Origin of the sequence: Methylobacterium sp. C25 (genome assembly GCF_021352225.1) — a bacterium.
Taxonomy (GTDB): domain Bacteria; phylum Pseudomonadota; class Alphaproteobacteria; order Rhizobiales; family Beijerinckiaceae; genus Methylobacterium.
This window is the reverse complement of record NZ_JAAUVI010000004.1, coordinates 76,076-87,852: the sequence shown is the minus strand read 5'-3', so window position 1 is coordinate 87,852 and position 11,777 is coordinate 76,076. Positions and strand designations below refer to the sequence as shown.

Below are 11,777 nucleotides of genomic sequence, written 5' to 3'. Positions count from 1 at the left end.
CTACCGGCCCGGCGCGCCGCCGCGCGCCAGCGCTGCGAACTCCGAAAAGTTCTCCTGGTCGAACCCGCCCACGACCCGTCGGCCGCCGACGAGGATGGCCGGGACGGCCGTCAGGCCGAGTTCGCGGGCATGGGCGTCGTTGCGGGCGAGTTGCGCGCCGATCTCACCCGCATGACCTGCCGCGTCGGCGTCGAGCCGGGTCATGTCGATCCCGGCACCCTGCAGGATCGCGCGCATCTGGTCCAGTGCGATGCGACGCCCGGGCGCCGCCATCAGGGCGCGATGGGCCGTCTCGTAGCGGCCCTGATAGGCCGCCGCCAAAGCGAGGCGAGCGCCGACAACGGAGGCGTCGCTCAGAACCGGCCAGTCCTTGTAGACGAGGCGGATCCGCCCATCCGTCTCGATGAAGCGACGCAGCTCCGGCTCGGCGCGCCGGCAGAACGGGCAATTGTAGTCGAAGAACGCGACGACGAGGACGTCGCCACTTTCGTTGCCGCCATGGGGAGCGGCCGGATCGTCGGCCTCGACCGTGCCCGCTCGGGCCAGCGCCGGGCCGGCGGCGGCGAGGATAGCGAGGAAGGCCCGGCGCTTCATCCGGGCAGCCTATCAGGAAAAATGCTTCGAGAGCTTCAGGCCCTGCGCCTGATAGTTCGAGCCTGCCCCTGCGCCGTAGAGGGCCTCGGGCGTCTCGGCCATGCGCTCATAGACGAGGCGGCCGACGATCTGCCCGTCCTCCAGGAGGAAGGGCACGTCGCGCGAGCGCACTTCGAGCACGGCGCGTGCCCCCGCCCCGCCTGCCCCGGCATAGCCGAAGCCCGGATCGAAGAAGCCGGCGTAGTGGACGCGGAACTCGCCCACGAGCGGGTCGAACGGCACCATTTCGGCCGCGTGGTCGGGCGGCACCTGTACCGATTCCTTCGAGGCCAGGATGTAGAACTGGCCCGGATCGAGGATCAGCGTGCCGCTGCCGTCGGCGACGAGCGGCTCCCAGAACTCGGCGGTCTTGTGAGCGCCCGGCCGGTCGACGTGGATCAGGCCGGTATGGCGCTTGGCGCGGTAGCCGATCAGCCCGTCGAAGCCCGCGAGATCCACCGAAACCGCCACGCCGCCGGTGAAGGACGGCGAGGCTGCGCTCACCAGGGGTGAGCGCGCGTGCAGGGCGGCCAACTCGGTATCGTTCAGCCTCGGCTCGCCCCGGCGGAAGCGGATCTGCGAGAGCCTCGTCCCGGTCCGGACCAGGACCGGGAAGGTCCGCGGCGAGATCTCGGCGTAGAGCGGCCCGTGGTAGCCGGCCTCGACCTGGTCGAAGGCCGCGGCCCGGTCGGTGATCACTCGGGTGAACACGTCGATCCGGCCGGTGGAACTCTTCGGGTTCGCACTTGCGCAGAGGTCGTCGGGCAGTGCGAGGTGCTCCTGTACCTCGGCGATGTAGACGCAACCCGTCTCCAGCACGGCGCCCACCGTGAGGTCGACCGGATGCAGCGCCAGCCCATCGACGCAGGTGCCGACGGTGCGTCCCCGCCCCGGCAGAAAGCTCGTGCGGACGCGATAGGCGCGGGCGCCGAGACGCAGATCGAGGCTCGCCGGCTGGATCTGGTCTGGCGCGTAGGGCCGTTCAGGCTTGATCGCGCCCGCCTCGGTCAAGGCCGCGATGCCGCGTGCCGAAAGGATGCCGTCCTGCGCGGCCGCACGTCCTGTCATCGTTCGATCTTTTTGGAACTGGCCCCGGAGGGTGCGGGAGAGGTCATGGCGGGTCCTGGAGCCCTGCCCGTGAGTCGCGCGCCGCCGTCCCCGTGCGGGACAGGACGCTGCGGATGAAGGAGAGGCGGGCAAGCGCGCCCATGGCGATCAACCCTGCGATCAGGCTCGCGACGATCGGAAACCGGCCCGATTCCACGAGCGGCAGCAGTGCCAGGAGGGCGGCGGCGAGGCCCGGCATCGCGCCGAGCGGCAGCACCAGCGAGGGCAGGCCGCCCATCGCGAGCGCCAGCCCGGAGCGCCGCGAGAGGGCGGCTGCGGTCAGTCGCGAGGCAGCATCCAGCACGATCGCGACGGCGAGGGCGAGGCTCGCCGGCCCATTCGTTGCGGGGGCATGCAAGAGGAAAGCCGCCGCCACCGCGAGCAGCCCAGCGCACCCTAGGCAATAGGAAAGGGAGGCGTCGGCAACTCGAGGATGCAGGGCCTGGGATGAGGCTTGCGCCAAGAGAACTCCGACGTACTTCGCCGCGATTGACGGGACTCCAGGCGCCACGTACCACGAGGCTCTGCGGTTGTCGCGTCACCGCTTGCGATGGGCGAGGGAGACCATTCCGGCGATGTACAAGGCCGAGACCCGCGGCATCACGGTGACCGTCGAGCCTCGCTTCGTCGAGGAGGAATCGTCTCCCGGCGATAGCCGCTACTTCTTCGCCTACACGGTCGAGATCGTGAACAACGGCAGTGAGAAGGTTCAGCTGCGCTCGCGCCACTGGCGCATCATCGACGGCCACGGTGCCTGCCAGGAAGTGCGCGGGGCCGGCGTCGTCGGCAAGCAGCCCTTCCTCGGCCCGGGCGAGTCGTTCAGCTACACCAGCGGGTGCCCGCTCACGACTCCAGACGGCCTCATGGCCGGCAGCTATACGATGACGATCATCGGCGGCGACAGCTTCGAGGCGGAGATCCCGGCCTTCTCGCTCGATTCGCCGCATGTCCGCCGCAGCGTCCACTGAGATCGTGACGCGCGAAGGAAGCCGGTTCACCACCCTCGAACTCCTCGAACGGCTCGTTGCCTTCGACACCGAGAGTTCGAGATCGAACATCGCCCTGATCGATTTTGTTGCCGGCTATCTGGACGGCTGGAACGTCCCGTATGTCCGCGTGCCGAACGCGGCCGGCGACAAGGAGGCCATCTTCGCCACTCTCGGGCCGATGATCGACGGCGGCGTGGTGCTCTCGGGCCATACCGACGTGGTGCCGGTCACCGGGCAGGCCTGGACCTCGGATCCCTTCACGCTTCGCATCGCCGACGAGCGCGCTTATGGCCGCGGTGCCGTCGACATGAAAGGGTTCGACGCGCTGGCGCTCGGCCTGGTGCCGGATGCCGTGGCGACCGAACTGAAGCGGCCGATCCACATCCTGCTCTCCTACGACGAGGAGGTGAGCTGCCTCGGCGTGCTCGACACCATCGCCCGCTTCGGCGTCGACCTGCCGCGTCCGGGGGCCGTGATCGTCGGCGAGCCGACCGGGCTCGAGGTGGCGGACGCGCACAAGAGTGTCGTGACCTACGATACGGTCGTGCACGGCCACGAGGCGCATTCTTCGAAGCCGTCGCTCGGTGCCAACGCCGTGGCGGCGGCGGCTGATCTCGTCTCCGAGCTGAACCGGATCTCCGACGCGATGATCGCGCGCGGCGATGCCTCGGGCCGGTTCGATCCACCCGCCACCACGGTGCATGTCGGCACGATCCAGGGCGGCACCGCCCGCAACATTCTCGCCAAGACCTGCCGCATCGAGTGGGAGTTTCGCGGCCTGCCCGATCTGGACATGGCGGAGATTCCGCGGCTGTTCGCCGAGGCGAGCGAGCGTGTGCTCGCCGGCCGGCTCAACCGCTACGGCGATTACGGGCGGATCGAAACGGTGGAAGAGGTCGCGGTGCCGGGCCTCGCGCCCGATCCTGGTTCAGAGGCCGAAACCCTGGCGTTGCGGCTCGCCGGGCGCAACCGCACCATCTCCGTCTCCTACGCCACCGAGGCCGGCCGCTTTCAGCAGGCGGGCCTGCCGACAGTGGTGTGTGGGCCAGGCTCGATCGACCAGGCGCATCAGCCCGACGAGTTCATCACCCTGGACGAGCTGCAGCGAGGGGAGGCCTTCATGCAGCGTCTGTTGTCGGAATGCGCCGCGTGACTCGAAAGGCGCCGGTCTGGGCCGTGAAGCTGCGGCCGCTGGAGCGCGAGGATCTGCGCTTCGTGCATCAGCTCAACAACAACGACAGCATCATGCGCTACTGGTTCGAGGAGGCCTACGAGTCCTTCGCCGAACTCCAGCAGCTCTACGAACGCAATATCCACAACCAGACGGAGCGGCGCTTCATCATCGCGACCGCTGCCGACGAGCCGGCCGGACTGATCGAGCTCGTCGAGATCAACCACCTGCACCGGCGCTGCGAGTTCCAGATCGCTATCCATCCGGGCTTCCAGGGGCGCGGATACGCCTGGCAGGCCACCCGGATCGCCATGGACTACGCCTTCAGCGTGCTGAACATCCACAAGCTCTATCTGCACGTCGACAAGGACAACACGCGGGCCGTGGGGATCTACGAGCGCTGTGGTTTCAAGCCGGAAGGCGTCTTGCGCGACGAGTTCTTCGTGAACGGCCGCTACCGGGATGCCGTGCGGATGTGCCTGTTCCAGCCCGACTATCTCGCCCAGCGAGGCAGCGGCGACGTCAGCGAGCCCGTGCTGAAGACCTGAGCAGCAAAAAGAGAGGGGCCGTCTCCGGCCCCTCCCCGTTTGCCTACAGTCGCAAGCGCGGCTTAGTTTCGGCCGCCGCCCGCACCGTTACCGGCGCCTGCACCGCTCTTACCCATCGCGCTGCCGCCGCCAGCGCCCATGGAGCCACGGCCGCCACCGGCAGTACCGCCACCAGCGTTGCCGCCTCCGGCGTTACGGATGCCGCCACCGTTGTCGCCCTTGTTCGACACGTTACGGATGCCGCCACCGGATTTGGCGTCGTTGCCGGCGTTGCGCATGCCGCCCTGGCCGCCATGGGTCATGCCCTTGCTGCCTTCGGTCTGCTCGGCTCGGCGTCCGCTACGCTCGTCGCGCCCGCGGAAGTTCTCGCGGGTCGAGACGCTGGTGCGGGTGGAGACCCGGTCACGCTCGAAGCCGCCGCGTCCGCCGATATTCACCGACAGGCGACGATACTCGGGCGACCCGTAGAGCACGCGCTGGCCGCGAATGGTGACGTAGCGCTCACGGGTGCCACCGCGGCGCTCGGTGACGATCAGGCGGCGGTATTCCGGCGAGCCGTAGATCACGCGGTGACCACTGACCATCACGTAGCGCTTGCCGCGCGTACCGCCGCTGCGCTCGGTGATGACGAGCCGACGATACTCGGGCGAACCGTAGACCACGCGCTGGCCGCCGATGAACACGAAGCGCCCGCTGCGGCGGCCGCCATCGACATGCTCGCGCGACGAGGTGCGGACGTCGACCCGGCTGCTGCCGCGCTCGCTTAAGCGCTCGCCTCGGCCGCCATGCTCGGCCCTAGCGCCATGGCCGCCGCGTTCCTCCCGCATCGCGCCGCCGCGCTCGTTGGAGGCCGCCTTGTCGGCGCCGCGCTCCGAGCCCGCTCCGGCGCTCCGGCTCTCTGCCGCTCCACCGGTTGTGCCGCCTTTGTCGCCTCCGCGAGAGGCCTGCGCGGCGCTCGCACCGCCACCCTCACCACGGATGGCCGCACCACCGCCGGCCCCACCGCCTTGGCCGCCTCCCATGGCGGATTTTGCAGCACCGCCGCCCGCACCACCGGTGCCAGCACCGCTGCCACCCTGCTGAGCATAGACAGACGTGCTCAGCAGAAGTGCGGCTAGACCAATCGCAACTCTCTTCATCAGACGTTCCTCCGAGTTCAAATCTGGGTTCGAAACGTCGGGGGTGCGAAAAGGGTTTCGAGATTTTTTGTATTGAGTGGATTTGACCTCGCTTGCGACGCAAGCTTGACCTTATAAATCTTGTCAGGATGCGAAATGATCGATCCGTCTGCTCGAATTATCTTCGCGATATCAAGACGAATATAGCGAATGGCCATGGATGCCCGACGGCAGGCCTCATCGCCTGAGGAGAGGGCGACGGGATATCGTCGCGACCCCGTCGTGCTCAGCGCAGACGACTGGCCGTTTCCGCCGCTCTCCGGATCGCGTCCGGATCGGGCTTGCCGGCCGGCACGACCCAGCTACCGCCGACGCACAGCACCGATGGATGTGCGAGCCATTCCGGCGCTGTGGTCTCGGTGATGCCCCCTGTCGGACAGAAGCGGACATTGCCGAACACGGCCGCCAGTGCCTTCAGCGCCTTGAGGCCGCCGGAGGCCTCGGCCGGAAAGAACTTGAAGCGGTCGAGCCCGTGGTCGAGCCCGCGCATGATGTCGGCGGCGTTGGCGACGCCCGGCAGATAGGGCACGCCGGTCTTCGCCGCGGCCTCCGTCAGCGGCGCGGTGAGGCCGGGGCTGACGATGTAGCGCGCGCCGGCCGAGAGGGCCGCGTCGAGATCGCGTGGGTTCAGCACCGTGCCGGCGCCGACTACCGCGCCGGAAACCTTGGACATCTCGCGGATCACGTCGAGGGCCGCGGGGGTGCGCAGGGTGACCTCCAACGCCACGAGACCACCGCCGACCAGCGCTTCGGCGATCGGCGCGGCATGGGCCACATCTTCGATCACCAGGACGGGGATGACGGGGACGGAACGCATCAGCGCGTCGATGTCGTTGGCCATGCGTGTCTCCTCAGATCGGTCTCGACGCCATTGCAGCCCCGGAGGCAAAGCCATCCAGAGCCAATGTGCCGGCGTTGCGTTTGGTCAAAGTCCCGCCGCCGCCAGCATCGCCGAGGCACCTTGCTCGGCGCCATCGGCTCCGTGCCGCATGAAGGCAAAGAGCTCGCGACCGGTGCCGAGACCGGGCGGGGGCCGGGTGACGTCCTCGCGGGCATCCCACTCGGCCGGATCGACCAGCGCTTCGAGGACCCCCTCCTCCGCCGAGAGCCGGATCACGTCGCCGTCGCGGATGCGGCCGATCGGGCCACCGCCGACGCCCTCGGGGCTGAGATGGATCGCCGCCGGGACCTTGCCGGAGGCTCCAGACATGCGGCCGTCCGTCACCAGCGCGACCTTGAAGCCGCGATCCTGCAGCACGCCGAGGGGCGGCGTGAGCTTGTGGAGTTCCGGCATGCCGTTGGCGCGGGGCCCCTGGAAGCGCACCACCACCACGACGTCCTTTTCGAGCTCGCCGGCCTTGAAGGCGGCGATGACGTCGTCCTGGTCGTCGAAGACGCGGGCCGGAGCCTCGATCGTCCGGCGCGCGGCGTCGACGGCACTCGTCTTGAAGGTGGCACGGCCGAGATTGCCCTTCACGAGCCGCATGCCGCCATCCGGCTGGAACGGGGCGGCGGGCTTCCTCAGCATCGTGTCGTCGAGGCTGTCGGCGACGGCGTCCTCGAAGACCAGATCCTCGCCTGAGAGCTTGGGATCGCGGGCATGGTCGCGCAGCCGCGCACCGGAGACGGTCAGGATGTCGTCGTGCAGCATCCCCGCATCGATCAGGCTGGCGATGACGTAGGACATGCCGCCAGCCGCATGGAAGTGATTCACGTCACCGGCGCCGTTCGGATAGACGCGGGCGATCAGCGGCACGGCGGCCGAGAGCCGGTCGAAATCCTCCCAGTCGATCAGGATGCCGGCGGCGCGCGCCATCGCCGGCAGGTGGATGGCATGGTTGGTCGAACCGCCCGTGGCGAGAAGCCCGACGATGGCGTTGACGATGGCCTTCTCGTCCACGCAATGGCCGATCGGGCGGTAATCGTTGCCGCCCCAGCCGATCTCGGTGAGCCGGTGGACGGCGGCGCGCGTGACCGCCTGGCGCAACTTGGTGCCCGGGTTGATGAAGGAGGCACCGGGCATGTGCAGGCCCATCACGTCCATCATCATCTGGTTGGAATTGGCGGTGCCGTAGAAGGTGCAGGTGCCAGCTCCGTGATAGGAGGCGGACTCGCTCTCCAGCAGTTCCGCACGGCCGACCTTGCCCTCCGCATAGAGCTGGCGGATGCGCTGTTTCTCCTTGTTGGCGAGCCCCGAGGGCATCGGGCCGGCCGGGACCAGGATCATCGGCAGATGACCGAAGCGCAGGGCGCCGATCATCAGGCCGGGCACGATCTTGTCGCAGATGCCGAGCAGCAGCGCGCCCTCGAACATGCCGTGGCTCAGGCCGACGGCGGCGGACATGGCGATGGTGTCGCGGGAGAACAGCGACAGCTCCATGCCGCGCTGGCCCTGGGTGACCCCGTCGCACATCGCCGGCGTGCCGGCCGCCACCTGAGCGGTGGCGCCGACCTCACGGGCAAAGACTTTGATCTGGTCCGGATAGCGTCCGTACGGCTGATGGGCCGAGAGCATGTCGTTATAGGCGGTGACGATGCCGATATTCATCGCCCGGCCCGCGATGATCGCCTTCTTGTCCTCGCCGGAGGCCGCGAAGCCGTGGGCGAGGTTGCCGCAGGCGAGCATCGGGCGATGGACGCCAGCCTCGCGCTCGCGCTCGATCAGGTCGAGATAGGCGCGGCGCGTGCCGCGCGAGCGCGCGACGACACGCTCCGTGACGGCGGCGATCTCGGGGTGAAGGTCGGCCATGCGATCCAAGCTCTGCTCGAGGATCCGGCGCGGCCGGCCGCCTCCTCGAAGGACGTGGTGGCCGACCTGCTGCGCCGCGAAGTTCCGCCTAACATGGAACGGATCCAGTCAGGATCACACCCCCGTCAGTGATGGCTCTGGTCGCCTTCCGGCGCAGCCTCACCCTCGGCCTCGGCAGGATCGACGACGTAGTGGCGTGAGCAGAACTCGCAGGTGATGCCGATCTTGCCGTCATCGGCCACCATGTCCCGGCGTTCCTGATCGCTGAACGAGCGGATCATGCCGAGCACCCGCTCGCGCGAGCAGCGGCATTGCTCGATCAGCGGCTGAGCATCGAACACGCGCACGCCGCGCTCGTGGAACAGCCGGTAGAGCAGCCGCTCGCTCGACACTGCCGGATCGACGAGTTCGTGATCCTCGACCGTGGCAGCCAGAGAGCGCGCCTCGACCCAGGCGTCGTCCTCCGGCAGCCCAGTCTCGTCGAGCCGCTCGTGCCCCTCCGGCGCGTCGCCTGGATCGAGATCCGCCTGGCGCATGCGCTCGGGCGAGGAGGGCAGGAACTGCATGAGCAGGCCTCCGGCCCGCCAGCGCTGCTCGCCGCCTTCGACCTGCTCGGCCACCGCCAGCCTCACCCGCGTCGGGATCTGCTCGGACTGGCGGAAGTATTGGTGCGCGGCCTCTTCCAGCCCCTGCCCTTCCAGCGCGACGATGCCCTGGTAGCGGCTTTGGGCAGAACCCTGGTCGATGGTCATGGCAAGATGCCCATGGCCGATCAGGTCGGCCGCCTTGGCCTTGGCGTCCAGGGCCGCGACGCGCTCGGCATCGAAGCGCGCGGTGGCGCGCAGCCGATCGGGCGCCTCGAAATCGACCACGATCATCTCGACCGGGCCGTCGGTCTTGGTCTGAAGCTGGAACCGGCCCTCACCCTTGAGCGAGGAGCCGAGCAGCGCCGTCAGGGCCGTGGCCTCCCCGAGCAGGCGCGCCACCGGGTCAGGATAACCGTGTCGTCGCAGGATGGTGTCGATGGACGGCCCGAGCCGCACGGCGCGGCCGCGCAGGTCGAGCGGCTCCACGGAATAGGGCAGGACCGCATCGTCGGCGCCTTCGGCGATAGGGGCCGACGGGATCGACGATGTCGTGGGCTGTCCGGAACTCATAACGTCTCCGTTCGCGCGTCGTGTCGCATCGGGCCTTGCGAGGGCCGCAGGTGCATAGCGAATGGTGGGTAAGGCGCGCAAATCGCGCAGACCGGATATGGAGATGAACAGGGCAGATTGCGAGCCGCGGGCCGCTGCATCGCTCGATCGACGGAGCCACGCGCATGAGAGCCCCCATTCTCGGTCTTTGCGGTCTGCTTCTCGGCACATCCCCGCTGCAAGCCGCAGAGGCCGCCACACCCGAGGTTTTGCTCACTGCATTGTACGGCCACTACCCGCTCAAGGACGGCACATCCCCGGTTTTCCGCAAGCCGCAGGACTGGCTCGCCGAGCCGTTGCTCGGCCGCGTCCGCAAGGACCTGCGCCAGGCAGCGAAAAGCGGAGAAGCCGGCAACCTCGATTTCGACCCGATCTGTGCGTGCCAGGACGATGCCGGGCTCAAGGATACGAAGGTCTCCGTCCAAGAGAACGACGGCAAGGCCGCGCGGGCGAGCGTCAGCTTCACCATCGAGAAGACCGCGCTCAGCGTCCGCTACACGCTCGTCGCCACTCCGGGCGGTTGGCGGATCGCCGACATCTCCACGAAGGAGGTCCCGAGCCTGCTCACGATGCTCGCCAAGGCGCAGGCCCTGGAACTCGATCAGACGAGGCTCGCCGGCTCCGCGAGCATGCCGTCGACGAAAGCGGTGAGGCCGGTGCGGCGCACACGCTTCAGGCGTTCGGCGGCGAGGATCGATTCGAGCGCGTGGAAGGACTCGTCGAGATCGTCGTTGACGATGACGTAGTCGTATTCGACCCAGCGCTGCATCTCGTTGCGGGCGTTGGCGAGCCGCTTCTCGATGGTTGCCGGGGAATCCTCGGCGCGGCGTTCCAAGCGGTGGCGCAGCTCCGAAAAGCTCGGCGGCAGGATGAAGACCGTGACGACGTCGTCCTGCAGGCGCTCCCGCACCTGGCGGGTGCCCTGGTAGTCGATGTCGAAGATCATGTCCCGGCCTTCGGCCAGGGCCTGCTCCACGGGGCTGCGCGGCGTGCCGTAGAAGTTGCCGTGGACCTCGGCCCATTCGAGCAGGTCGTCGCGATCGCGCAGATTCTCGAAGGCCCTGCGGTCGATGAAGTGATAATGCTGCCCGTCGATCTCGGATTGGCGGCGCTCACGGGTCGTCGCCGAAATCGAGAGGTCGAGTCCCCAGCCGCCGGCATTGGCGATACTGCGCGTCAGCGTGGTCTTACCCGCGCCCGAGGGCGACGACAGGATCAGCACCAGGCCGCGTCGCTCGATCCGGCTGGGAGTCGGTGCGGTCTTCTGCTTCATCGATCCTTCACCGCGGACATGATCTAGCGTCACTCGACGTTCTGCACCTGCTCGCGGAATTGCTCCACCACGGCCTTCAAGTCGAGTCCGATCCGCGAGAGCGCGATGTCGTTGGCCTTGGCAGAGAGGGTGTTGGCCTCGCGGCCGAGCTCCTGCGCCAGGAAGTCGAGCCGACGGCCGATGGCGCCACCCTTCGCGAGCAATTCGCGGGCCGAGGAGAGATGGGCGCGCAGCCGGTCGAGCTCCTCGCGCACGTCGGCCTTGGCGGCGAGCAGCACTGCCTCCTGATGCAGGCGATCCGGATCGAGGGCGCCGTTCTCCACGAGGGATGCCACCGCTGCCGCGAGGCGGGCGCGTACCGCCTCCGGCTTGCGGGCCGGGCAGGCGTCGGCGGCCTCGGTGAGGCGCTCCATCTCGGCGAGCTGGCCGCCGACGATGTCCGCGAGCTGGCGCCCTTCGGTGGCTCGCATCTCGACCAAGTCTGAAACCAGATCTTGCACGGCCGCAGCGAGGTCGCGGTCGAGGGCATCCCGGTCTGTTCCGGCTTCATCCTCCGACTCGATCACGCCCCGGATGCCGAGCAGGCCGTCGAGGGTCGCCGGCCCCAGGCCCGCCGAAAGCGGGACACGAGAGACGGCTGCCGCGAGATCGGCGAGGAGTGCCTCGTTGATGCGCACGCGCGGTGCGGCTTCCGGCCGGGTCAGATTGAGCGAGAGCTGGCACTGCCCGCGGGCAAGCGCCTTCTGCAGGGCCGCGCGGGCGGCCTCACCGGGACCATCGAACCCGCTCGGCACCCGCACCCGCACGTCGAGCCCGCGTCCGTTGACGGAGCGGACTTCCCAGACCCACTGCACCGGGCCTGTGGTTCCGGCTGCGCGGGCGAAGCCCGTCATGCTGGCGATCATGGTGCTGTGCGCGGCCTCGTCTCGGGGC

At 68.6% G+C, this 11,777-nt stretch carries 12 protein-coding genes and 1 pseudogene; 4 read left to right on the top strand and 9 right to left on the bottom strand.

Annotated elements, in window-relative coordinates:
• Genes HCU64_RS13000 through HCU64_RS12990 form a run of 3 tightly spaced genes read right to left on the bottom strand, consistent with a single transcriptional unit; the run spans window position 1 to window position 2,098 of the window.
• Window positions 1-594, bottom strand: coding sequence for a DsbA family protein (locus HCU64_RS13000; protein ID WP_233384381.1), 594 nt, complete (start codon window positions 592-594; stop codon window positions 1-3).
• A 12-nt stretch (window positions 595-606) separates the two neighbouring features.
• On the bottom strand, window positions 607-1,701 hold the full coding sequence (locus HCU64_RS12995; protein WP_233384380.1) for a 2'-deoxycytidine 5'-triphosphate deaminase: 1,095 nt from the start codon (window positions 1,699-1,701) through the stop codon (window positions 607-609).
• Window positions 1,702-1,744: 43 nt separating this feature from the next.
• Window positions 1,745-2,098: a hypothetical protein gene (locus tag HCU64_RS12990; protein WP_233384379.1), complete on the bottom strand. Its 354-nt coding sequence runs from the start codon at window positions 2,096-2,098 to the stop codon at window positions 1,745-1,747.
• Between the two features lie 217 nt (window positions 2,099-2,315).
• Between HCU64_RS12990 and apaG the strand changes: the two genes are divergently transcribed.
• The 3 genes from apaG to speG are packed head-to-tail and all read left to right on the top strand — an operon-like array spanning window position 2,316 to window position 4,448.
• Window positions 2,316-2,708: a Co2+/Mg2+ efflux protein ApaG gene (gene apaG / locus HCU64_RS12985; protein WP_233384378.1), complete on the top strand. Its 393-nt coding sequence runs from the start codon at window positions 2,316-2,318 to the stop codon at window positions 2,706-2,708.
• Window positions 2,686-3,882, top strand: a complete 1,197-nt coding sequence (gene argE, locus HCU64_RS12980; RefSeq protein WP_233384377.1) for an acetylornithine deacetylase — start codon at window positions 2,686-2,688, stop codon at window positions 3,880-3,882. The genes apaG and argE overlap by 23 nt, the downstream gene beginning before the upstream one ends.
• Window positions 3,879-4,448: a spermidine N1-acetyltransferase gene (gene speG, locus HCU64_RS12975; protein ID WP_233384376.1), complete on the top strand. Its 570-nt coding sequence runs from the start codon at window positions 3,879-3,881 to the stop codon at window positions 4,446-4,448. The genes argE and speG overlap by 4 nt, the downstream gene beginning before the upstream one ends.
• A 62-nt stretch (window positions 4,449-4,510) precedes the next feature.
• On the opposite strand, the gene HCU64_RS12970 is transcribed toward speG, so the two are convergent.
• From HCU64_RS12970 to HCU64_RS12955, 4 genes are all read right to left on the bottom strand, one after another.
• On the bottom strand, window positions 4,511-5,587 hold the full coding sequence (locus tag HCU64_RS12970; RefSeq protein WP_233384375.1) for a hypothetical protein: 1,077 nt from the start codon (window positions 5,585-5,587) through the stop codon (window positions 4,511-4,513).
• Window positions 5,588-5,852: 265 nt separating this feature from the next.
• Window positions 5,853-6,467, bottom strand: coding sequence for a bifunctional 4-hydroxy-2-oxoglutarate aldolase/2-dehydro-3-deoxy-phosphogluconate aldolase (eda, locus tag HCU64_RS12965; RefSeq protein ID WP_233384374.1), 615 nt, complete (start codon window positions 6,465-6,467; stop codon window positions 5,853-5,855).
• A gap of 84 nt (window positions 6,468-6,551) precedes the next feature.
• Window positions 6,552-8,375 carry a phosphogluconate dehydratase gene (gene edd, locus HCU64_RS12960; protein ID WP_233384372.1) on the bottom strand — a complete coding sequence of 608 codons (1,824 nt, stop codon included), beginning with the start codon at window positions 8,373-8,375 and terminating at the stop codon, window positions 6,552-6,554.
• Between the two features lie 125 nt (window positions 8,376-8,500).
• The gene (locus HCU64_RS12955) at window positions 8,501-9,532 is read right to left on the bottom strand and encodes an Hsp33 family molecular chaperone (RefSeq protein WP_233384371.1); all 1,032 of its coding nucleotides are present in this window, start codon (window positions 9,530-9,532) and stop codon (window positions 8,501-8,503) included.
• A gap of 164 nt (window positions 9,533-9,696) precedes the next feature.
• Here HCU64_RS12955 and HCU64_RS12950 point away from each other — a divergent pair.
• Window positions 9,697-10,104 (top strand): annotated as a pseudogene (locus HCU64_RS12950) (hypothetical protein); the annotation flags it as partial.
• A 68-nt stretch (window positions 10,105-10,172) separates the two neighbouring features.
• On the opposite strand, the gene gmk reads toward HCU64_RS12950, so the two are convergent.
• Both gmk and HCU64_RS12940 read right to left on the bottom strand, forming a co-directional pair.
• Window positions 10,173-10,844 carry a guanylate kinase gene (gene gmk, locus HCU64_RS12945; protein WP_233384370.1) on the bottom strand — a complete coding sequence of 224 codons (672 nt, stop codon included), beginning with the start codon at window positions 10,842-10,844 and terminating at the stop codon, window positions 10,173-10,175.
• Between the two features lie 29 nt (window positions 10,845-10,873).
• Window positions 10,874-11,737, bottom strand: coding sequence for a YicC/YloC family endoribonuclease (locus tag HCU64_RS12940; RefSeq protein ID WP_233384369.1), 864 nt, complete (start codon window positions 11,735-11,737; stop codon window positions 10,874-10,876).
• Window positions 11,738-11,777 lie beyond the last annotated feature (40 nt).

Coding starts and splice junctions, on each gene's coding strand:
- HCU64_RS13000 (WP_233384381.1), bottom strand. CDS start 594: ATGAAGCGCCGGGCCTTCCTCGCTATCCTCGCCGCCGCCGGCCCGGCG.
- HCU64_RS12970 (WP_233384375.1), bottom strand. CDS start 5,587: ATGAAGAGAGTTGCGATTGGTCTAGCCGCACTTCTGCTGAGCACGTCT.
- apaG (WP_233384378.1), top strand. CDS start 2,316: ATGTACAAGGCCGAGACCCGCGGCATCACGGTGACCGTCGAGCCTCGC.
- eda (WP_233384374.1), bottom strand. CDS start 6,467: ATGGCCAACGACATCGACGCGCTGATGCGTTCCGTCCCCGTCATCCCC.
- gmk (WP_233384370.1), bottom strand. CDS start 10,844: ATGAAGCAGAAGACCGCACCGACTCCCAGCCGGATCGAGCGACGCGGC.
- HCU64_RS12995 (WP_233384380.1), bottom strand. CDS start 1,701: ATGACAGGACGTGCGGCCGCGCAGGACGGCATCCTTTCGGCACGCGGC.
- edd (WP_233384372.1), bottom strand. CDS start 8,375: ATGGCCGACCTTCACCCCGAGATCGCCGCCGTCACGGAGCGTGTCGTC.
- argE (WP_233384377.1), top strand. CDS start 2,686: ATGTCCGCCGCAGCGTCCACTGAGATCGTGACGCGCGAAGGAAGCCGG.
- HCU64_RS12940 (WP_233384369.1), bottom strand. CDS start 11,737: ATGACGGGCTTCGCCCGCGCAGCCGGAACCACAGGCCCGGTGCAGTGG.
- HCU64_RS12955 (WP_233384371.1), bottom strand. CDS start 9,532: ATGAGTTCCGGACAGCCCACGACATCGTCGATCCCGTCGGCCCCTATC.